The following is a 20,848-nucleotide window of genomic DNA, read 5'->3' as shown; positions in this document are numbered from 1 at the left end:
GGGGACGCGCCCTCCCGGACTTCAGCTCCCGCTCGCCGCGGCCTTCCGCAGGGTCGCGAGCTCCCCGTACATCACCTCGCCCGGACACTGCGTCGCCAGCCAGTCGCGGTGGCCGCTGATCTCGTCGACCTCCTTCTTCTTGCCGTTGATCGGGCTGATGTACGTGACCTTGGCCTGCGGGTCGACCCCGTGGAAGCGGACCATGGACCGGACCAGGTCGGTGAGGGCGTCCCGGGCGGCCGCGGTCGGGCCCTGCTTCACCAGGTTGCCGATCAGCGCGATGCCGAGGTTGCCCGAGTTCCAGCCGCCCGTGTGGAAGCCGGTCACGAGCTTGCCGTTCGCGTCATGGGCCGGCGTGGCGCCCTCACCCGAGTATCGGCCCTCGTAGATCTCACCCTTCTCGTCGACGAGGAAGTGGTAGCCGATGTCGCCCCAGTCGTTGGTGATCGCGTGCACGTGGTAGAGCGCGCGCACCGTGGCGGCCGGGTCCGGGTCGCCGTTGGACGTGGCGGTGTGGTGCACCGTGAGGGTCTGGAACGGGTGGTACGTCTGCGGCGAGTTCTCCGTTCCGTCCGGCTTGAAGCGCAGTTTCTCGTCCGCGCCCCAGGCCGCCCGCGACAGATAGGCGACGCCGCGCACCCGTGTGCTGTCCCGCGGCACGGCGACCTCGCGCGTCGGGCCCCGGGTCGTGTCGATGGCCAGCGACCGCAGATCCGTGGCACCGTACGGGGCCCTCAGCTCGTAACCCGAGGCCTGGTCCACGGGGATGAGCAGCGCGCCGCCGTCACTGTCCGAGCAGCTGTTCCCGCCCAGGGCCTGCCAGGCTCCCTTGCGACCGTCGGCGTACGTCAGCCGGATGCCGCCGCCGGTTGTCTCACGGGGTCCGGACCAACGCACGCCCACATAGCCGATGGGGAACGCGGCCTCGACGGGCGCCTCGCCGGTGGCGGCCTCCGCGCGGGTCCCGGGGAACGCCTTGGAGGTCGCACCGGGCCCGGGGTCGGTGATGTCCGCGTCCGCCGGTCGCGAGCCGGTGCGGGCCGTCGCGACGGGAGTGAGCGCGGCACCCGCCGCGACCGCGCCCGCGGCGCCGACCAGCCCACGCCGCGTGAGGCGTGACCCGGCACGGCGGGAGGTGGTGGCGGTGGAGGGAACCGGAGTGGGGACGGTGGGGGGAACAGTCATGGGGTTCCTTCGGTGTTTGCTGGTCGTTCCTGACTGCCGCGGAGACCTTTGAGGGATACGGATCCACGCCGCAGCCACGTTTGAAGACGCAAATACGCAAAGGATCATAGGGCTTTGACCCGGCGGATATTCGGATGCGGCGCCGTGCACCGGGGCCGCATCATCGGCACCGTCGCCCGCCCGCGCCCACCGCCCCACCCGTCCCGTCCGGCTCCGCCTGTCCCGCCCCGTCCAGAGAGGCCCCCACCGTGCTGAAGCGTGTCACCGTCCCCAGTCTCTTCGTGCCGCCCACCTACTCCCACGTCTCCGTGGTCGAGGCCGGCACGCGCCTCGCCCTCCTCGCCGGGTCCGTGCCTCTCAACGCGGACGGCGAACTCGTCGGCCCGGGCGACCCCGTGCGGCAGGCCGAGCGGGTGATCGCGAATCTGGGCGAGCAACTGCGGGCGGTGGACAGCGAATTCGAGCATGTCGTGTACACCGACGTGTATGTGGTGAGCGCCGACCCCGCCGTGCTCTCCGAGGTCTGGGGCGTCGTGGAGGCTTCCCGCCTCAGCGTCGGCCCGCACTCCTCCACCCTCCTCGGCGTCGCCTGCCTCGGCTATCCGGGCCAGCTCGTGGAGATCACCGCGACAGCCGTGATTCCCGACCCCGGCGGCCACGGCGACGGCGATGGCGATGGCGATGGCGATGGCGATGGCGCCTAGAGTCGTCCCATGTTGATCGAGCACCGTGGGCAGCGCCCCGTCGTCCCGGCCTCCGCCTATGTCGCGCCGACGGCCGTCCTCTGCGGCGCCGTCGTCCTCGGCGAGCGCGCCCGCGTCCTGCACGGTGCCGTGCTCACGGCGGAGGACGGAGAGGTACGGACCGGCGCGGACGTCGTCATCATGGAGAACGCCCTCGTACGGGGCCGCCGGCGCCATCCCGTGATCATCGGGAACGCCGTGCTCATCGGCCCGCACGCCCACGTCAACGGCGCCCGCATCGAGGACGAGGTCTTCGTCGCCACCGGTGCCTCCGCCTTCCCCGGAGCCGTCGTGGGCGCCGGCTCGGAGCTGCGGATCAACAGCGTGCTGCACGCGAACTCGGTGCTGGCGCCCGGCACGGTCGTACCCATCGGATGGATCGCGGCCGGTGCCCCGCAGGCCCAGCTCTTCCCGCCCGACCGGCACGACGAACTGTGGGAGGTGCAGAGGGAACTGGACTTCCCGGGCACGGTCTACGGCGTCCCCCGCGGCACCTCCATGCGGGAGATCATGGCCCGGCAGACCGACCACTTCGGCGCCCACCTCGACGACCGCGTCGTCGAGGACGGCCCCTGGACCGACTGAGCCCGGCCCCCGTGTTCACCCCCGTATGCCCCCTCTGTGTTCAGCTCCGGGCGTTCCGCGCGAGTTCCAGCGCGTACGACGGCCACCACTGACCGGCGGCCGGGCCGCCCCGGCAGGTGCCGTCCGACTCGCCCGGCCGCTTGACCCACAGGTAGGCGTCGATCAGCGGCGCACCCGTGACGGTGGTCGGCGCCACGCCCAGGGCCCGGCCCGGCGGATTGCACCAGGAATCCGTGCCGGAGTGGGGCCCGTTGCCGTTACGACTGCTGTCGATCACGAAGTGCTTGCCGCCGAGGGCCGCGGACAGCTTGTCGCCGTATGCCGAACTGACGGCGTCGGTCTGGAAGTTGGAGACGTTCAGCGCGAAGCCGTCGGCGCGGGCGATGCCCGACTGCTTCAGCGGCTCGACCAGCCTCGACGTGTCCGGGTGCCAGGCGGGGTTGCCCGCGTCGAGGTAGACGCGCGTGTTCGCCTGCCGCTTGAACCGGTCCACGGCGTACGCCAGCAGCGCGTACCGCTCCTTCGGTACGACCCGGCCGCAGCCGTCCACGCTCTGCGCCACCGCGTCCGGTTCGACGATCACGTAGGCGCCCCGGTCGCCGAGGCCCGCCGCGAACTCGTCGACCCATTCCCGGTAGCCCGTCGCGCTCCAGGCTCCGCCGCCCGAGTAGGAGCCGCAGTCCCGGTGCGGGATGTAGTAGGCGACGAGTACCGCCGTACGCCCTTCCCGTACGGCGGCGGTGGTACGGGCCGCCACGGCGGCCCGGGGCGCCGAGCCGGCCAGCCACTCGGCCTGGGGGCGGGTGGAGATCCGCTCCATCAGCAGAGCGTCCGCGGTCCGTCCCGTACGACGCCATTCGGTCGCCTGCCTGGCGGCGCCGGACTCGGGGTCGACCCAGAAGGACACCTCGGGAACCACCGATCCACCCGATCCACCCCCGGGCGCGTCCCCGGCGGCAGCACCGAAGCCCTCGCCGCCCCACAGGACCGCCGACAGGGCCGCCCCCAGCACGACAAGCCCGACAACGAACTTCCGGACCCGGACCCGGCGCCGGACACCGACACGGGCGCCGACGTTGGCACTGGCACTGGCACTGGCACTGGCAGCTGGGACCACGACCGACTCCGTTCCCGCCACCGGCGGCAAGGGCGGCGGCTCGTCCGCGAGGCGCCGGCCCGGGCGCCGGCGGCTCTCTCCCGGAGTCTGCGGTCAGCCGTGATCCGCCGCCGTGCCCGCCGCATCCGCGGCCCCCGGAATCACTCCGACGGCGGCGCCCAGATCCGCCGCTTCGGCAGCGGCTTCGCGTAACCGCCCGCGCGGCTGGTCGTCAGTCCCAGCGACACGAGGGACTCGGCGAGCTTCACCGCCGCGCCGACCCCGTCGACGACCGGCAGTCCCAGCTTCTCGCCCACGGCCCGCTGCAGACCGGTCATCCCGGCGCACCCGAGGACCAGGACCTCCGCGCCGGCGTCCCTGGCCCGTTCGGCCGCGGCGACGAAGGCGGCCTCCGTACGCTCCTCGTCGCCGAGGTCGAGCACCCCGAGCCCGGTGCCCACGACGACGGCGCAGTTCTGGGCGACCCCCGCCGTGTACAGGCTGTCCTCGATCTGCCCGGCCGAGCGCTCCAACGTGGTGACGACTCCGTACCGCCGTCCGAGCAGGCAGGCGAGGTGCGCTGCCGCCTCGGTGATGTCGACGACGGGTACGTCCACGAGTTCCCGTACGCCCTCGCGCCCGTGCTCCCCGAAACCGGCCATGACGACGGCGTCGTACGGGCCCTCGTACGTCCGCAGGGTGTCGAGGACGGCGGCTGCCGACAGGTAGCTGTCGAGCCAGCCCTCCGCGGACTCGGGCCCCCACGCGGGGGTGAGTCCGAGCACGGTGGTGCCCGGGCCTGCCGCGGCCCGGGCACCTCGCACGATGTCCTCGGTCATCGACTGCGTCGTATTGCAGTTGGTGACGACGATCCGCACGCTCAGCCCTCCTGGGGAGCGGCGGCCGGAGCCGCGACCGGTCCTGCCACGGCGGTGTCGGCGGCGGCCCGCTCGGAGCGGCACAGCAGCGCGTACAGCCCGGCGGCCAGCGCCGTGCCGATGAACCAGGAGTACGGGGCCACGTCGCTGAAGGTCTTCACCAGCGCGAGGACCGCCGAGACCGCCGCCGCGGGCAGGAACGCCCACAGGGCCTTGGGGTTGACGCCCTTGCGGTAGTAGTAGCGCGATCCGGGCCGGGCGTCGAACAACTCGTTCACGTCGATGCGGCCGTGCTTGACCCAGAAGTAGTCGAGCATGATCACGCCGAACAGCGGGCCGAGGAAGGCGCCGAGGCCGCCGAGGAAGTAGTTGACGACGGTGGGGTTGGAGAAGAGGTTCCAGGGGGTCACGACCAGCGCGGCGACCGTGCTGGTCATGCCGCCGATCCTGAAGGTGATCTTCTGCGGCCAGACGTTGGCCAGGTCGTACGCGGGTGAGACGAAGTTGGCGACGATGTTGACGCCCATGGTGGCGATGGCGAAGGTCAGCGCGCCCAGGATCAGTACCCACTTGTTGCCGATCTCGGCGACCAGGTGGGCGGGGTCGGTGATGGCCTTGCCGAACACCTCGATGGAACCGGCCGTGACGATGACCGACACGATCACGAAAGCGGTCGAGTTGATCGGCAGACCCCAGAAGTTGCCGCGCTTGACGGTCCGGTAGCTGGGCGCGAAGCGCGAGAAGTCGCAGAAGTTGAGCATCAGCGTGCCGTACGTGGCGAGGATCAGCCCTATCGCGCCGAACCACTGCCGCCACTGCTCACCCACGGAGACCGGGTTCGGCGTCGAGGTGAGCGAGATGGTCCAGCCGGCCTTGGCGAGGATCCAGATGGCGAGGGCGATCATCACGAGCCAGATCGCGGGACCGCAGAAGTCCTGGAACTTCCGTACGGATTCCATGCCCTGGCTGATGATCAGCGCCTGGACCAGCCACAGCGAGACGAAGGACAGCCAGCCGAGCGCGTCCAGGCCCAGGAACGAACTGTGCGTCCAGGACTCCAGACCGGGCCAGGCCGCGAGCAGCATGATGTTGACGGCGACGGAGGCCAGATAGGTCTGGATGCCGTACCACATGATGGCGATGACGGCCCTGATCAGCGCCGGGATGTTGGCGCCCCAGACACCGAAGCTGATGCGGCTGATCACCGGGAAGGGCACACCGTGGCGCTGCCCGATCTTCCCCATCCAGTTCATGCCGATGTAGATGAGCACGAAGCCGACGAGCAGGGAGGTGAAGATCTGCCAGACGTTCATGCCGAGCACCAGGAGCCCGGCCGCGAACGTGTAGTTGCCGAGGTTGTGGACGTCGGACATCCACATGGCGAAGAGGTCGAAGACCTTCCAGTTGCGCTTGCCCGCGGGTGCGAGGTCTTCGTTGGTGAGCCTGGGATCGGGGACGAAGGCTGGTGCGCCGGTGGCTGCGGCGGGATCGGCGAGGGACACAGGGCCTCCATGAGCGTGGTCGGGGACGACGGGAGGGCTGGGGCGGCTGCAGACCGTGCTTTGGTATACCAAACTGTGGTCATGGTCCCGCTCCCGATGACATCTGGCCATGTCCGGGCGGTAACAGCTCGGTAAAACACTCCCGGGGTCGGCGAGGATGGACGCATGACGACGGTGGAACCCCTGGGGGCGGTGCGCGAGCGGGTGCTCAGCTCGCTGCGGCAGGAGATCATCGCCGGGCGGCTGCTGCCCGGCGACCGGCTGGTCGAGCGCGAGCTGGCCGAGCGGTTCGGGGTCTCCCGGGTGCCGGTCCGCGAGGCGATCCGGGCCCTGGTCACCGAGGGCTTCGTCCTCTTCGAGACGCCGCGCCGCACGGTCGTGCGCCGCCTGACCCGCACGGACGTCGCGGAACTCTTCGAACTCCGCGAGGCCCTCGAGGTGTACGCCACCGGGCTGGCAGCCCGGCGCGCCACCCGCACCGACCTGGCCGAGCTCGACGAACTCCTCGACCGCGCGGCCGGCGCGACCGAGGCCGACGACGCGGAGGCCATCACCGACATCAACACCCGCTTCCACGACCGGATTCTGGCGATGGCCGGAAACAGCCTGCTGATCTCCGTGATGGAACCGGTCGACGGCCGACTGCGCTGGCTCACCCGCCAGAACGAGGAGTGGCCCCAACTCCTCGCCGAACACCGGGAGCTGTACGCGGCCATCGCCTCCGGCGACCGCGAACGGGCCCGCGCCCACGCCCTGGCACACGTCCAGGCCAACTACCGTTCGACGGTGCGCCACCTCTTCGGCGACGCCACAGACCCGGCCTCGGAGCCGGCCCCGCACGCAGGCGCCGGCATCGACACCGGCGGCGTTGCTGATTTCGAAGGAGAAGTGTGACTGCCCGTACGGCGATCGGTGCCGCGAGGACCCGGCCCTGCACGCTCGTCGTCTGCCGCGGCTGCTGCTGCGGCGACGCGCGCAAGTACCCCGGCTACGACCACGAGTGGCAGCTGGACCGGCTGCGCGCCGCCGCCGACGCCTCCGGGGGACGCCTGGCGGTCCGTACGGCGGACTGCCTCGGCCCCTGCGACCAGGCCAACATCATCGTCGTGCAGCCGTCGGGCGAGGGCCGCAGGCGAGGCGGCCGGGCCGTCTGGATCGGCTGGTCGATGGGCGACGACTGCACCGACGAGATACTCCGCTGGGCGGAGTCCGGCGGACCCGGCGTCGCCGCTCCCCCGGCCACCCTCGAACTGCAGTTCGTCCAGTCGTCGGGCGAACGGGACCGGGCACGTCGGTAGCCGCCAGCCGCTCCGCGGAAGAGCACCGGTCAGCGCAAGGCGGGTGCGGAGTTGCGGGTCTGCCGTGGCTGGGCGCGCAGTTCCCCGCGCCCCTCGACGGGCCAGGTCGGGTACGGGGCCCTGGGTCGGATACGGGGCCTCAGCCCGGGTAAGGAGTCGTCGGCAGCCCCGCCGCCCGGGCCGCCGTACGCAGCACGTCCCGGAGCATCTCCGGGGTCAGCAGGCCGGTGAAGGTGTTGCGCTGGCTGACGTGGTAGCAGCCGAAGACCTGCAACGGCCCGCCCGGACCCTCCAGTTCGACCCGTGCCCCGTGCGTGAAGGCCGGTCGGGGCCGGGGCACCTGCCAGCCCGCCTCGGCGAACGCGGGCAGCGCGGCCTGCCAGCCGAAGCCGCCGAGCACGACGACCGCGCGGAGGGTGGGTTCGAGCAGGCGCAGTTCGTTCACCAGCCAGGGCCGGCAGGTGTTCCGCTCCTCCGGCGTCGGCTTGTTGGCGGGCGGCGCGCAGTGCACGGGCGCCGTCACACGGACGCCGTACAGGGCCAGCCCGTCGTCGGCCCTCTCGGACGTGGGCTGCGAGGCGAGACCCACGTCGTACAGCGCCTCGTACAGCACGTCCCCCGACCGGTCCCCCGTGAACATCCGGCCGGTCCGGTTCCCGCCGTGCGCCGCGGGCGCGAGCCCGACCACGAGGAGCGAGGCGTCCGGCGGCCCGAAACCCGGCACCGGGCGGCCCCAGTACGTCCAGTCCGCGAAGGCGGCCCGTTTCGTCCGGGCCACCTCCTCCCGCCACTCGACGAGCCGCGGGCAGGCCCGGCACCCGGCGATCCGCCGGTCCAGCTCTGCCAGGCTGCGCTCCTGCTCCATGCCACCACGGTATGCCCGGCACCACCACGGTGTGCCCGGCACCACCACGGTGTGCCCGGCGAGACCTCGGCTCCGGGCGGGCGAGATCCCGGCACCGGGCGGCGGAAAACGATTCCGGACGCGCACCCGCCGAGGGCTAAGGTCGGACCATGGCTTCAGGGACTCAGAGGAACCGGGCGGAACGCGAGGACGCCGGGCCGAGCGCGGACGGGTCCGCCGGTGCCGTCCACACCGCCGCCACCGACGCTGTCGACGGCTCAGCGACCGCCGCCACCGCCGACACCACCGCTGACGCCGTGGCCGTCGCGAAGGCTGCCGCGCCCGCGAACGGCGAGACCGTGCGCGTCGACAGCTGGATCTGGTCCGTCCGCCTCGTGAAGACCCGCTCCATGGGCGCCACAGCCTGCCGTGGCGGCCACGTCCGCGTGAACGGCGAGCGGGTCAAGCCCGCGTACGCCGTCCGCGTCGGTGACGAGGTCCGCCTGCGGCAGGCGGACCGGGAGCGGGTCGTGATCGTGAAGCGCGTGATCCGCAAGCGGGTCGGGCCTCCGGTCGCCGCCGAGTGCTTCGTCGACAACAGTCCCCCGCCCCCGCCCCGCGAGGCCGTCGCTCCCGCCGGTATCCGCGACCGAGGCACGGGCCGCCCCACCAAACGCGACCGCCGCGAGCTGGAACGCCTGCGGGGGCTCGGCCCGGCCGAGTAACCGGAACAGCCCGAGGAGCCCGAGCAGTCGGGAGCCCGAGCAGCCCGAGGGGCAGCGGCCGCGTCTCGTGGTCCGGGGGCCGTGGACGAGGGCGCGTGCGAGCGCGAGTGCGTGGGGGCTGGACGCGCAGTTCCCCGCGCCCCTGGCAGCCGGGCTGCGCCCCGGCTCTCAGGGGCGCGACCAGCCGCCACCGGGCAGCTGCCCCCGTCGTGCCCAGGCGATCAGTGCGAGCGGCACGATCAGGATGAGCGGGGTCGCCGCGTACTCCCCGTCGAAGACGGTGATCTGGGTGATGAACGCGCCCACCATCAGCGCGCTCAACGACACGGCCGCCACGGAGGCCAGCGCGGGTATCAACAGCCCGATGCCGCCGGCCAGTTCGAGGAGTCCGACGGTGTACATCCCGGCGCTGCCCCAGCCGATCTTGTCGAACGACTCGACCGCCGAGGAGTGCGCGACGAGCTTGGGCAGCGCGCTCGCGATCACGTAGAAGAGCGCGAGCAGCACCTGCAGCCCCTTCAGGGCGAGGCGGGCACGGCGTCCACGCGCGGTCGCCGACTCGGCGACGACGGTGCCGGACGGGGTGGAGGTGACGGAGGTGACGGGAGCGGTGGTCTCGGACATGGGGTTCTCCTGTGTGGAACGGCTCGCGTTGCTGTCACAGAGGTAGACCCACCCGCCTTCCGGAACTCATCGCCGCACGACGAATCCCTTCGTCCCCCAACTCGCCCCGAGAACCAGGGACCAGGGGATCAAGAGCCAGAGGCCGAGGACGTCACGCCTCCACAGGAACCGCCCGCACCCAGACCCGGTCCTCCGTCAGATACCGGTCGACCCGCAGCCCCGCCTCCCCCAGCGCCTCCTCGAACTCCTCCTTGCCGAGCGGCCGGGCGAGGAACGTCTGCGTCCACACGACGTCCGGGAACACGTACTCCGCGCGCACCGAGTTGACCCCGTCCCCGACCGGCTCCGCGGACAGCATCCGGATCGTGAACCCGCTCGGATCGAGCCGCTCACGCGGCAGGTCGGTGTGGTAGTTCTCGCCCTCGCGCTGGATCAGCACGCAGCCGCCGTCCGCGACATGGCGCCGACACACGTCCAGCATTCCGCGCCGGACCTCGACGTCTCCGGTGTGCACGAGGAACGACGCGAGCATCACCACGTCGAATCTCTCCGGCAGGTCGAGCGTCTCGATGGCGCCGCGTATCGTGCGCGCCCCTCGCACCCGCTCCAGCATCTCGGCGGACTCGTCCACGGCCGTCACCGTGAAGCCCCGCTCCAGGAGCGGATGGGTCATACGCCCCACTCCACTGCCCAGTTCGAGGATGTGCGCCCCCGCGGGCACGGCCGAGGCGATGATGTCCGGCTCGTCCCCGACGGACAGCCGCGAGTACAGCTCCACCGCGCAGCCGTCCGGCGTGATGGCGCCGGGCCCCGTCCCTTCGTATCCCTCACGCATCTCGATCGTCATACCAGCCCAACGGGCCACGCCCGCCGCCTCGTTCCCGCCCCCTCCCGCACCACCCGTTCGAGTGAGACGTGATCCAGCCATGGAACTGACGGTCCCCGGAGTCGACCGTCCACGCAGCGTCCGGAGCCGACGGTCACATCGCGAACCAACCGTGGCCGCCGTACCAGTGACCGCCCGCCCGCAGGTGGTCCCCCACCGCCCGCTCGACGGCGGTCCGGCGCGGAAGGTCCGCCACGGGCAGCTCAGGGTCGCCGAAGACGAATCCGACGGGCGCCTTGTCGTCCGCCTTCGTCTCCTCGCAGGCGATCCGGAACCGCTCCTGGAAGCGCACGATGTTGGAATCGGCGGGCAGGTACCGCGTCAGCTGCCGGTCGAGCAGCCAGGAGTGGCACACCGCCACCGCGTACTGCTCGTCCGGGTAGTGGCGCGCGAAGAACTCCCGTGCCAGGTCCAGCGACCGGTCGCAGGCCTCCGGTGACAGAGGCCCCCGGAAGTCGGCGATGTGCAGGCTCAGACAGTGGTCACCGGGTCCGGTGTCGAGCCCCGCGTCGGCCGCCGCCTGCCCGGTGCGCCCGCCCAGCCGCGCGCGCTGGAACTGCAGCCGCCCCAGCTGGTACAGCTCCCCGTGGAAGTGCAGCCCGATCCACCACGGCACCAGCAGCCCGGTCGTACCGGTCCGCCGCCGGTGCACGGCCAGGTTCCGGCCCAGATCCGCGAGGGTGCGCCGGGACACGTCCGCCGGGATGTCCCGCTGCCGGTGATAGGCCCGCACGTACGGCAGCGCGGCGATGAACACGAACACCTGGAAGGTGCGGCCCAGCGCCCCGGTGGACTCCGGGAACGCCGGCGGTTCCCACCCCCCGCCGATCTCCCCCATGCCGCGTACGAACCGGTCGACGCATCGGCCGAGCAGCGTCAACGCCTCCGGGTCCGCCGCCAGCCGGGCGCGCAGCGCGACCAGCTCGTTGACGCACTCGTGCGGCACGGCCAGGTCGAGCAGTACGTCCGGCAGCGCGACCACGTCCGGAAGGTCCACCTCCGCGCGCGGTCCGCCCTCGCCCTCGTTCCCGCTCTCCAGGTCCCTCAGCCATCCGGCGAGCTTCTCGTCCGCCCACAGTTCCTCCACCAGCACAGCCGCTCCCCGTCCGCTCGCCCGTCCGACCTAGGTGAACCCGCATCACGAAGAGTACGTTTTTCCCTAGGAGCAGTGGTCCCCATGCGTACGGGCAGTGAACCGACGACTGCGCGCAGTGCGCTGCGAGCGCGCCTGTGGCTCAGTGTGTGGGGGCTGCTCTGGGCGATCGCGGGGACGGCCGTGTTCGCCCTCGTCGGGCGGCCGGGCTGGGCGGTCGCCTGCGGTGTGCTGTGGCTGATCGCCACCGTGGATCTGACGATGGTCCTCAGGCACATCCGCCAGGGGCCGCACTATCAGCCGGGCGTCGACATCCCGCCGTACCCACCGCCGGACGAGCGCGCCCAGACCTGGCCGCGCTCGCCACGGGCGAACCCATGAGGGGGCCGGGCTCGGCGTCCGGCCGGATCCAGGAGCCGGGGGTCGGCCTCGCTCAGGAGTCGAACCGTGCCGCGGCCAGGTACTCCGGCTGTGGGTCCAGCGCCGCCGCGAGCCGGAAGTGACGCATGGCCTGCGCCTGCTGGCCGGAGCGCTCGTAGGTGCGGGCGAGTGCGAAGTGCGCGAAGGCGTTGTCCGGTTCGCGCTCCAGCACGATGGTGAACTCCAGCTCGGCCGGCCGCAGTTGGGCCGCGGCGAAGAAGGCCCGCGCCCGCAGCAGCCGTGCCGCCGTGTTCTCCGGGTACGCGGCGATGACGTTGTCGAGCAGTTTCACCGCACCCCTGGGATCCCGCGCGGCGAGCAACTGCTCCGCGGCACGGAAGTCGATGACATGCGTCTCCGGAGTACGTCCGGCGAATCCGCTGGTCTCGGGCACGGCAAATTCCTTCCCTCACTGCGAGGAATCAACGCCTCGAATCAACGCCTCGCGGACGCCCACTATTCCGAGGACGTCTGCTGCTCCTCGGTCGCCCGGGCCCGGCGCTCAAGGTCGGCCCACACGTCCCGTACCCGCCGCCGGAGCGCCTCCAGGGGCACGTCGTTGTCGATGACGACGTCCGCGATCTCCCGGCGCTGCTCGCGGGTGGCCTGGGCCGCCATACGGGCGCGGGCGTCCTCTTCGGTCATGCCGCGCAGCCGGACGAGCCGGTCGAGCTGGGTGTCCGCGTCGGCGTCGACCACGATCACGAGGTCGTACAGCTTCGCGAGGCCGTTCTCCGCGAGGAGGGGCACGTCGTGCACGACCACGGAGTCCGCCGAGGCGGCCTCTTCGAGTTCGCGGGAGCGGGCGCCCACGAGGGGGTGCACGATCGAGTTCAGTACGGCGAGCCTGTCCGCGTCCGCGAAGACGATGGAGCCGAGCTTCGGCCGGTCGAGGGTGCCGTCCACGGCGAGTACGTCCGTGCCGAAGGCCTCGACGACCGCCGCCAGCCCGGGAGTTCCCGGCGCGACGACCTCGCGCGCGATCCTGTCGGCGTCGATCAGCACGGCCCCGTGCTCCACGAGCAGCCGCGACACCTCACTCTTGCCGGCCCCGATCCCACCGGTCAGTCCCACCTTCAACATGCAAGAACCTTAAGCCCACCGGGCCCCGAAGGGGCGCGGGGAACTGCGCGGCCGACCCCCGGCGCACCCGCGGCCGACACACAATCCTCCCCCGCGAAGCGGTAAACGCTTAGCCACTCCAGAGAGCGAGCTACGCATCACCTTCCCGCTCGGCGAGGAACTTCTCGAACTCCATGCCGATCTCGTCCGCGGACGGAATGTCCACCGGCTCGGCGAGCATGTTGCCCCGCGTCTCCGCGCCCGCGGCGGCGTCGTACTGGTGCTCAAGTCCCTGGACCAGGGCGACCAGTTCCTCGTCGCCCTCCTGGATCTGCCGGTCGATCTCCGTCTGCGTGCGGTGCGCCTCGGTGCGCAGCCCGTGGGCGATGCCCGGCAGGACCAGTCCGGTCGCGGCGGTGATCGACTCCATGACCGTCAGCGCGGCGTCCGGGTACGGGGAGCGGGCGATGTAGTGCGGCACGTGCGCGGCGACCCCGAGGACGTCGTGTCCGGCCTCCATGAGGCGGTACTCGACCAGTGCCTCGGCGCTGCCGGGCACCTGGGCCTCGTCGAAGGGGCTGCGGTGGCCGGGGACGAGGTCCGTCCGGTTGCCGTGCGGGGTGAGGCCCACGGGGCGGGTGTGCGGGACGCCCATGGGGATGCCGTGGAAGTTCACCGACAGCCGCACGCCGAGGCGCTCGACGATCTGCTGGACGGCCGCGGCGAAGCGCTCCCACTCCACGTCCGGTTCGGGTCCGGAGAGCAGCAGGAAGGGCGCGCCGGTGGCGTCCTGGACGAGCCGCACGTCCAGCGTGGGCTCCTCGTAGTCGGCCCAGCGGTCGCGCTTGAACGTCAGCAGCGGGCGGCGGGCCCGGTAGTCCACGAGCCGGTCGTGGTCGAAGCGGGCCACGACCTGATGGGGCAGTGAGTCAAGCACCCGGTCGACGATCTGGTCGCCGGTCTCGCCCGCGTCGATGTATCCGTCGAAGTGGTAGAGCATGACAAGACCGGCCGACTCCTGGGCCAGTGCCACGTCGACCACGGCCAGGCCCTTCGGCTCCCATGCGTACAAACCCTGCGGATCAAGCACTGTGACCGCTCCTCCTCGTGTTCGTATTCGACAACACGGGCCAGGACACGGGCATTCCCGGTTGCCGCCCCTTCGCTCATCCTTGCTGGGCCGGCCAACCATGAATCGGCCGCTCCCGGTGAGCGGTCGAACCGACGGGCCGGTGAGCGACTTCGAGGTACGACGGCACAGGGACGCTGCGTACGACGGCACAGGGACGCTGCGGCACAGCAAGACGGCGGCGCAGGGACGCCGCGACGCGGGAACGCGGCGGCACGGAGGTACGGCACCGGTCGCGAGGCCGAGGGTGGACGCACCGCGGGCCCGCACCCAAGAGGGTGCGGGCCCGCGATTACCAGCTAGCTACCGCTGGCGGTGAGCTGTCAGCTCTGGCCGCCGGCGAGCTTCTCGCGCAGAGCCGCCAGGGCCTCGTCCGACGCCAGGGCGCCGGAGTTGTCGTCCGACTCCGAGGAGTACGAACCGCCGCCGCCACCGCCACCGCTGCCACCGGAGGCGGCCGGAGCCGCACCCGGGGTGGTGACGCCCTCGGCCTCGGCCTGGGCGTCCGCCTCGCGGGACTTGATGACCTGAGCCTGGTGCTGCTCGAAGCGCGTCTGCGCCTCGGCGTACTGGGTCTCCCACACCTCACGCTGGGACTCGAAGCCTTCGAGCCAGTCGTTGGTCTCCGGGTCGAAGCCCTCGGGGTAGATGTAGTTGCCCTGGTCGTCGTACGACGCGGCCATGCCGTACAGCGTCGGGTCGAAGTCGACCGTGGCCGGGTCGGCACCGAAGGCCTCGTTGGCCTGCTTCAGCGAGAGGCTGATGCGACGGCGCTCAAGGTCGATGTCGATGACCTTGACGAAGATCTCGTCGTTGACCTGGACGACCTGCTCCGGGATCTCCACGTGGCGCTCGGCCAGCTCGGAGATGTGCACCAGACCCTCGATGCCCTCGTCCACGCGGACGAACGCACCGAACGGAACCAGCTTCGTGACCTTTCCGGGCACGACCTGGCCGATCTGGTGGGTGCGGGCGAACTGCTGCCACGGGTCTTCCTGCGTCGCCTTCAGCGACAGGGAGACACGCTCGCGGTCCATGTCCACGTCGAGGACCTCGACGGTGACTTCCTGGCCGACCTCGACAACCTCGGAGGGGTGGTCGATGTGCTTCCAGGAAAGCTCCGAGACGTGCACCAGACCGTCGACGCCGCCCAGGTCCACGAACGCACCGAAGTTGACGATCGAAGAGACGACGCCGGAGCGGACCTGACCCTTCTGCAGGGTGGTGAGGAACGTCTGGCGGACCTCGGACTGGGTCTGCTCCAGCCAGGCACGGCGGGACAGGACCACGTTGTTGCGGTTCTTGTCCAGCTCGATGATCTTGGCTTCGAGCTCCTTGCCCACGTAGGGCTGGAGGTCGCGGACACGGCGCATCTCGACGAGAGAAGCCGGCAGGAAGCCACGGAGGCCGATGTCGAGGATGAGTCCACCCTTGACGACCTCGATGACGGTGCCGGTGACGATGCCGTCCTCTTCCTTGATCTTCTCGATGGTGCCCCAGGCGCGCTCGTACTGGGCGCGCTTCTTCGAGAGGATCAGGCGGCCTTCCTTGTCCTCCTTCTGGAGAACAAGGGCTTCGATCTCGTCGCCGACCTTGACGACCTCGTTCGGGTCGACGTCGTGCTTGATCGAGAGCTCGCGGCTCGGGATGACACCTTCGGTCTTGTAACCGATGTCGAGCAGGACCTCGTCCCGGTCGACCTTCACGATAACGCCGTCGACGATGTCGCCGTCGTTGAAGTACTTGATCGTCTCGTCGATCGCGGCGAGGAAGGCTTCCTCGTTACCGATGTCGTTGACCGCTACCTGCGGCGTGGTAGAGGTGGTCTCGGTGCTGCTCGTCATGTGGGAAAGGGCTCCGGTACGGACAGTGAGTCGTAGGTACTGCTTACGCCGGGAGCCCGTTTCGCTCTGAAGAAGGCCGGACAGCCAAGGAAGCGCCGAATCCGGGCCGTGTTCGATGAGAACACTCGCCGGTGGCGCCTCGAAAACCGAGGGGACATACGACAGATGCGAGCGCAGCCTGCTACGTCTGAGGAGCGCAGGCCCGCAGCGCAACTTGTAGCATACGGGGGCAGCCGGACAGGGTCAATGCGCGAAGGCGCACACCCGGGGCGGATCGCCGCATACCCGGCACAAGACCCACGTGGCGGCAGCCGTACATCCGGCAACGCCACGAGTTCACGTGGATTCTGTGGTGCCACTTTCGTGACCGCCGCCGCGACGGATCGCACGGAAGTGACCGCAGGTTAATACGAGGGAGCCGATCATCCAAGAGCGCGAACCGTCCCGGTCCGAACCGTCCGAGCCCGGGGCGACAGAGGCGACCGAGCCCGAGGCGACCCGCCGGGCTGCCGGGGGCTCCGAGAGTTCCCGTGCCAATCGCGGCTGGTGGGACCGGAACGCGGACGACTACCAGGTCGAGCACGGCACGTTCCTCGGCGACGACCGTTTCGTGTGGTGCCCGGAGGGCCTCGACGAGATCGAGGCCGAGCTGCTCGGCCCGATGGAGGAGCTGAAGGGGAAGGACGTCCTGGAGATCGGTGCGGGGGCCGCCCAGTGCTCTCGCTGGCTGGCCGCCCAGGGTGCCCGTCCGGTCGCCCTGGACCTCTCGCACCGGCAGCTGCAGCACGCGCTGCGGATCGGCGCCGACAGTGTCCGGCTCGTGGAGGCGGACGCCACGGCGCTGCCCTTCGCGGACGGCTCCTTCGACCTCGCGTGCTCCGCGTACGGGGCGCTGCCCTTCGTCGCCGAGCCCGTGCGGGTCCTGCGGGAGGTACGCCGGGTGCTGCGGCCGGGCGGCCGGTTCGTCTTCTCCGTCACGCATCCGGTCCGCTGGGCCTTCCCCGACGAGCCGGGACCCGACGGGCTGACCGTGGCCTCCTCCTACTTCGACCGCACGCCGTACGTGGAGCAGGACGAGGACGGGAACGCGGTGTACGTCGAGCACCACAGGACGGTAGGCGACCGCGTCCGGGACGTGGTGGCGGGCGGTTTCCGGCTGGTCGACGTGGTCGAGCCCCAGTGGCCCGCCTGGAACACCCAGGAATGGGGCGGCTGGTCCCCGCTGCGGGGCAACCTGATCCCGGGCACGGCGATCTTCGTGTGCGAGCGAAGCTAGACGGTTGGCACCCCCGGCCGGAGGCCGGGGGAGAGACTGAGCGTGTGATCCGTACCGAGCATGTGATCGTGTGATCCGTTACGACGCCCTCGACCTGCTGCCCGTCCGCGGTGCGCTGCCCGGTCTGGGCGACGCCCTGGAGGCCCACGGCGCGGCGGTGCTCGTCGCGCCGCCCGGCACGGGCAAGACGACCCTCGTGCCGCTGGTGCTGGCCGGCCTGGTCGGCGAGGGGCCCGCCCGCCGTGTCGTGGTGGCCGAGCCGCGGCGGATCGCGGCTCGGGCCGCCGCGCGGCGGATGGCGTGGCTGCTCGGCGAGAAGGTCGGGGAGAGCGTCGGGTTCACCGTGCGCGGGGAGCGGGTGGTCGGGCCACGCGCGCGCGTGGAGGTTGTCACGACCGGGGTGCTGCTGCAACGGCTGCAGCGGGACCCGGAACTGGCGGGCGTCGACGTGGTCGTGCTCGACGAATGCCACGAGCGGCATCTGGACGCGGACACGGCGGCGGCGTTCCTGCTGGACGTCCGGGCCGCCCTGCGCCCCGAGCTGCGGCTCGTGGCCGCTTCGGCGACGACCGACGCCGAGGGCTGGGCACAGCTTTTCGGCGGTGTTCCGGTGGTCGAGGCGGCTGGCGTCTCCCACCCGGTCGAGGTGGTGTGGGTGCCACCCGTGCGCCCTGTGCGGCCGCCCCATGGGATGCGGGTGGATCCGGTGTTGCTGACACATGTGGCGTCGGTGGTGCGGCGGGCGCTCTCCGAACGCGAAGGGGATGTCCTGTGCTTCCTCCCCGGGGTCGGGGAGATCGCGCGGGTCGCCGGACAGCTCGGCGGGCTCGGCGGCGTCGAGGTGCTCCAGGTGCATGGGCGGGCGCCGACCGCCGTGCAGGACGCGGTGCTGTCCGGCGGTGCGCGGCGCCGGGTGGTCCTCGCCACGTCGGTGGCCGAGTCGTCGCTGACGGTTCCGGGGGTGCGGGTGGTCGTGGACTCCGGGCTGGCGCGCGAGCCGAGGGTGGACCACGCGCGGGGCCTGAGCGCGCTGACGACCGTACGGGCCTCGCAGGCCGCCGGGAGGCAGCGGGCCGGGCGGGCGGGACGCGAGGCTCCGGGGGCGGTGTACCGGTGCTGGGCGGAGGCGGAGGACGGGCGTCTGCCGCGTTTCCCGGCGCCGGAGATCAAGGTGGCCGACCTCACGGCGTTCTCCCTCCAGGCGGCCTGCTGGGGCGATCCCGACGCCTCGGGGCTGTCTCTTCTGGACCCGCCGCCGGCGGGGGCCATGGCGGCGGCCCGGGGTGTTCTGGAGGCCGTCCGCGCGGTGGGCGCCGACGGACGTCCGACCGATCGGGGTGTACGGATGTCCCGGCTCGGGCTGCATCCTCGGCTGGGGCGGGCGCTGCTGGACGCGGGGGCGGTCCTCGGGGCCGAGCGGGCCGCGGAGGTGGTCGCCCTGCTGAGCGACGAGCCGCCGCGTGAGTACGGCGACGACCTCGCCGCGTGTCTGCGGGCCGCCCGCCGTGGGGGTGACGCCTATGCCGGGCGGTGGCGGACGGAGGTTCGGCGGCTGCGGTCCGCGGTTCGGCCTGACGGCCGGCCCGCCTCGGACGGGTCGCTCGACGGCCGCGGATCGGTCGTGGCCGGGCGCGCAGTTCCCCGCGTCCCTGGCGGGGCGGGGGGTGGGGACGATCATGCTGCCGGGCTGGTTGCCGCTCTTGCGTTTCCTGAGCGGGTTGCCCGGAAGCAAGGGGGGTCGTTTCTCATGGTGTCCGGGACCCGGGCCGAGCCCGGTGAGGGCAGTGCGCTGCGGGACGCCTCCTGGATCGCCGTCGCGGTCGCCGACCGGCCGCTGGGCGCGGGGCACGCACGCGTGCGGCTCGGGGCCGTGATCGACGAGGAGGTCGCGCGCGAGGCGGCCGGAGCCCTGTACGCGGAGGGCGACGAGGTGCGCTGGGACGGCGGGGACGTCGTCGCGCGCCGGGTCCGGCGGCTGGGGGCCGTGGAGCTGGCGGTGCGGCCGTTGCGCGACGCCGACCGTGGACTCGTACGGGAGGCGTTGGTCGAAGGGCTGGCCGAGGAGGGGTTCGGGCTGTTGCGGTGGTCCCGGGACGCCGAGGTGCTGCGGCAGCGGCTCGGGTTCCTGCACCACCAGGTCGGAGCCCCCTGGCCCGACGTGTCGGACGACGCGCTCCACGCGCGCGTGGACGAGTGGCTCGAACCGGAGCTGGGCCGGGCGCGACGGCGGGCCGATCTGGCACGCATCGACGCCGGGCAGGCGCTGGGCCGGCTGCTGCCGTGGGCGTCCGGGGAGGCGGGCCGGTTCGACGAGCTGGCACCGGAGCGGTTCGAGGTGCCGAGCGGGTCCAGGATCCGGATCGACTACGCGGATCCCGAGCGGCCGGTGCTCGCGGTGAAGCTGCAGGAGATGTTCGGGGCGCAGGAGTCGCCGACGGTCGCGGGAGTGCCCGTACTGGTGCATCTGCTGTCGCCCGCGGGGCGCCCGGCCGCCGTCACCGCGGACCTCGCCTCCTTCTGGAAGGACGGCTACCGGGGCGTACGGGCGGAGTTGCGCGGGCGGTATCCGAAGCACCCCTGGCCCGAGGACCCGGCGGGCGCGCGGCCGACCCGGCACACGAACGCGCGTCTGCGGCGCTGAACCCGCTTCAGGCGCTCAGGGGTTCGGGCTCCCGGGTCTCCGTCGGCGACGGGTCGCCGGGGCGGCGGCCGCGGGCCTCCAGATACAGGGAGAGCGCCAGGAGTCCGACCCCCAGGACGAGGAAGCCCCAGGGCAGGTACGAGGACATCAGCGCGACGAGGAGCCGCTGGGACTTGACCAGGTCGACGGTCGAGCGGATGTAGTCCTCGCGCATCTTCACGTGTCCGGCGAAGGCGGTCACCTTGTCGCGGTCGCCGAGGAGGGTGCCGCCGCGCAGCTCCTCCCGGTGGATCTCCTCCCCGTAGACGGGTGCGCCGGTGACGGGTTCGACCCAGAACTTGCGGACCGTGGTGTACCAGCGGGTCGTGCCCGTCTTCGCGACCGACTCCGCGGTGATGCCTTCGACGGGCATGATCTTCGGGAAGGGCACCTTGGTCCAGGGGATGGTCTGCTCGAAGTAGTAGACCTCGACGCCCCGGAAGTCCTGGGTGCCCTTGTAGTGGATGGGCTCGGTGATCCGGGCCTGCGCGTCGAAGTACTCGTAGTCCCTCTTCTCCGTGAGGAAGGGCCACTTGAACTCGATGCCCTCGCGCCTGACGGGGTCGCCGTCGACGCTCTCCCCGGTGGCGTGGACGGGTTCCTGGGTGTGCGCGTCGAAGATGTACCGCTCGGGGATCCGGGAGACCATCTTCCCGTCGGGGCCCTGGACGTAGGAGAGGCCGTCCCAGACCACCACGTCGCGGTTCGCGCTCCTCTCGATCTTCTCGGAGGCCTCGACGTTGCCCTTGAGGGTCTGGACGACGGTGACCTTGTCGACCTTCTCGGCGGTCATCGTGCCGTAGTCGAGGAGGGTCGCGTCCTTCGCCTCCAGGACCATGTCCTGGTACTGGTTCGCGGGGACCTTGGCCACGCGCGGGAAGGCGTACCAGCGCAGCAGTGGGGACAGCGCCGCGAAGAACACGGCGAGGGCGAGCAGGATCAGGCTGGCCTTGCGGCGCATCTCGGCGGCCCTCCCGG

21 protein-coding genes are annotated in these 20,848 nt (G+C 71.6%); 8 read left to right on the top strand and 13 right to left on the bottom strand.

The features are described 5' to 3' along the window. Positions 1-21: 21 nt before the first annotated feature. Complete coding sequence (locus OHS59_RS32945; RefSeq protein WP_328496993.1) at positions 22-1,185, bottom strand: peptidoglycan recognition protein family protein; 1,164 nt, start codon at positions 1,183-1,185, stop codon at positions 22-24. A 248-nt stretch (positions 1,186-1,433) separates the two neighbouring features. On the opposite strand from OHS59_RS32945, the gene OHS59_RS32940 reads away from it, so the two are divergent. Both OHS59_RS32940 and OHS59_RS32935 read left to right on the top strand, forming a co-directional pair. Further along, positions 1,434-1,889, top strand: a complete 456-nt coding sequence (locus OHS59_RS32940) for a RidA family protein (protein ID WP_328496992.1) — start codon at positions 1,434-1,436, stop codon at positions 1,887-1,889. Positions 1,890-1,898: 9 nt separating this feature from the next. Next, positions 1,899-2,513 (top strand): gamma carbonic anhydrase family protein, encoded by a 615-nt coding sequence (locus tag OHS59_RS32935; RefSeq protein ID WP_328496991.1) that lies wholly within the window; start codon positions 1,899-1,901, stop codon positions 2,511-2,513. Between the two features lie 40 nt (positions 2,514-2,553). Here OHS59_RS32935 and OHS59_RS32930 read toward each other — a convergent pair whose 3' ends face one another. The 3 genes from OHS59_RS32930 to OHS59_RS32920 all read right to left on the bottom strand — a co-directional run bounded on the left by OHS59_RS32930 (position 2,554) and on the right by OHS59_RS32920 (position 5,989). Beyond that, positions 2,554-3,525, bottom strand: a complete 972-nt coding sequence (locus OHS59_RS32930; protein WP_443061658.1) for a glycoside hydrolase family 6 protein — start codon at positions 3,523-3,525, stop codon at positions 2,554-2,556. 245 nt (positions 3,526-3,770) lie between these two features. Then, positions 3,771-4,487 carry an aspartate/glutamate racemase family protein gene (locus tag OHS59_RS32925; protein ID WP_328496989.1) on the bottom strand — a complete coding sequence of 239 codons (717 nt, stop codon included), beginning with the start codon at positions 4,485-4,487 and terminating at the stop codon, positions 3,771-3,773. Between the two features lie 2 nt (positions 4,488-4,489). Continuing rightward, complete coding sequence (locus tag OHS59_RS32920; protein ID WP_328496988.1) at positions 4,490-5,989, bottom strand: NCS1 family nucleobase:cation symporter-1; 1,500 nt, start codon at positions 5,987-5,989, stop codon at positions 4,490-4,492. A 165-nt stretch (positions 5,990-6,154) separates the two neighbouring features. Between OHS59_RS32920 and OHS59_RS32915 the strand changes: the two genes are divergently transcribed. Together OHS59_RS32915 and OHS59_RS32910 are read left to right on the top strand one after the other, a co-directional pair. Then, on the top strand, positions 6,155-6,883 hold the full coding sequence (locus OHS59_RS32915; protein WP_328496987.1) for a GntR family transcriptional regulator: 729 nt from the start codon (positions 6,155-6,157) through the stop codon (positions 6,881-6,883). After that, a complete protein-coding gene (locus OHS59_RS32910) occupies positions 6,880-7,287 on the top strand; it encodes a (2Fe-2S) ferredoxin domain-containing protein (protein ID WP_328496986.1) in 408 nt (135 codons plus the stop codon). Before OHS59_RS32915 ends, OHS59_RS32910 begins: the two co-directional genes overlap by 4 nt. Positions 7,288-7,426: 139 nt before the next feature. Here the strand turns inward: OHS59_RS32910 and OHS59_RS32905 are convergent, their stop codons facing one another. Next, entirely contained in the window at positions 7,427-8,152 is a 726-nt protein-coding gene (locus OHS59_RS32905; RefSeq protein WP_328496985.1) for a uracil-DNA glycosylase, read from the bottom strand. A gap of 149 nt (positions 8,153-8,301) precedes the next feature. Here OHS59_RS32905 and OHS59_RS32900 point away from each other — a divergent pair, with 149 nt between their 5' ends. Further along, on the top strand, positions 8,302-8,856 hold the full coding sequence (locus OHS59_RS32900) for an RNA-binding S4 domain-containing protein (RefSeq protein ID WP_328496984.1): 555 nt from the start codon (positions 8,302-8,304) through the stop codon (positions 8,854-8,856). Positions 8,857-9,024: 168 nt separating this feature from the next. Here the strand turns inward: OHS59_RS32900 and OHS59_RS32895 are convergent, their stop codons facing one another. The 3 genes from OHS59_RS32895 to OHS59_RS32885 all read right to left on the bottom strand — a co-directional run bounded on the left by OHS59_RS32895 (position 9,025) and on the right by OHS59_RS32885 (position 11,459). Next, entirely contained in the window at positions 9,025-9,480 is a 456-nt protein-coding gene (locus OHS59_RS32895) for a DoxX family protein (RefSeq protein WP_328496983.1), read from the bottom strand. 151 nt (positions 9,481-9,631) lie between these two features. Beyond that, positions 9,632-10,315, bottom strand: coding sequence for a class I SAM-dependent methyltransferase (locus tag OHS59_RS32890; protein WP_328496982.1), 684 nt, complete (start codon positions 10,313-10,315; stop codon positions 9,632-9,634). Positions 10,316-10,460: 145 nt separating this feature from the next. Further along, positions 10,461-11,459 carry an acyltransferase domain-containing protein gene (locus OHS59_RS32885; RefSeq protein WP_328496981.1) on the bottom strand — a complete coding sequence of 333 codons (999 nt, stop codon included), beginning with the start codon at positions 11,457-11,459 and terminating at the stop codon, positions 10,461-10,463. 84 nt (positions 11,460-11,543) lie between these two features. On the opposite strand from OHS59_RS32885, the gene OHS59_RS32880 reads away from it, so the two are divergent. Further along, the gene (locus OHS59_RS32880) at positions 11,544-11,840 is read left to right on the top strand and encodes a DUF6343 family protein (RefSeq protein WP_328496980.1); all 297 of its coding nucleotides are present in this window, start codon (positions 11,544-11,546) and stop codon (positions 11,838-11,840) included. A 52-nt stretch (positions 11,841-11,892) separates the two neighbouring features. On the opposite strand, the gene OHS59_RS32875 is transcribed toward OHS59_RS32880, so the two are convergent. The 4 genes from OHS59_RS32875 to rpsA all read right to left on the bottom strand — a co-directional run bounded on the left by OHS59_RS32875 (position 11,893) and on the right by rpsA (position 15,914). Further along, entirely contained in the window at positions 11,893-12,273 is a 381-nt protein-coding gene (locus tag OHS59_RS32875; RefSeq protein ID WP_210883613.1) for a tetratricopeptide repeat protein, read from the bottom strand. Between the two features lie 62 nt (positions 12,274-12,335). Beyond that, a complete protein-coding gene (gene coaE, locus OHS59_RS32870) occupies positions 12,336-12,962 on the bottom strand; it encodes a dephospho-CoA kinase (protein ID WP_328496979.1) in 627 nt (208 codons plus the stop codon). A 130-nt stretch (positions 12,963-13,092) separates the two neighbouring features. Next, positions 13,093-14,031, bottom strand: a complete 939-nt coding sequence (locus OHS59_RS32865; protein WP_328496978.1) for a PAC2 family protein — start codon at positions 14,029-14,031, stop codon at positions 13,093-13,095. A 362-nt stretch (positions 14,032-14,393) separates the two neighbouring features. Further along, positions 14,394-15,914, bottom strand: coding sequence for a 30S ribosomal protein S1 (gene rpsA / locus OHS59_RS32860; protein WP_328496977.1), 1,521 nt, complete (start codon positions 15,912-15,914; stop codon positions 14,394-14,396). Positions 15,915-16,335: 421 nt separating this feature from the next. Here rpsA and OHS59_RS32855 point away from each other — a divergent pair, with 421 nt between their 5' ends. Both OHS59_RS32855 and hrpB read left to right on the top strand, forming a co-directional pair. Beyond that, on the top strand, positions 16,336-17,190 hold the full coding sequence (locus OHS59_RS32855; RefSeq protein ID WP_328499446.1) for a class I SAM-dependent methyltransferase: 855 nt from the start codon (positions 16,336-16,338) through the stop codon (positions 17,188-17,190). A 70-nt stretch (positions 17,191-17,260) separates the two neighbouring features. After that, positions 17,261-19,831 (top strand): ATP-dependent helicase HrpB, encoded by a 2,571-nt coding sequence (gene hrpB / locus OHS59_RS32850; protein ID WP_443061536.1) that lies wholly within the window; start codon positions 17,261-17,263, stop codon positions 19,829-19,831. A gap of 7 nt (positions 19,832-19,838) precedes the next feature. Here hrpB and OHS59_RS32845 read toward each other — a convergent pair whose 3' ends face one another. Beyond that, the gene (locus OHS59_RS32845; protein ID WP_328496976.1) at positions 19,839-20,831 is read right to left on the bottom strand and encodes a DUF3068 domain-containing protein; all 993 of its coding nucleotides are present in this window, start codon (positions 20,829-20,831) and stop codon (positions 19,839-19,841) included. Positions 20,832-20,848: the final 17 nt, after the last annotated feature.

It is taken from the genome of Streptomyces sp. NBC_00414 (assembly GCF_036038375.1).
Taxonomy (GTDB): domain Bacteria; phylum Actinomycetota; class Actinomycetes; order Streptomycetales; family Streptomycetaceae; genus Streptomyces.
The sequence above is the reverse complement of the archived record's forward strand: the minus strand, read 5'-3'. Positions and strand labels throughout refer to the sequence as shown.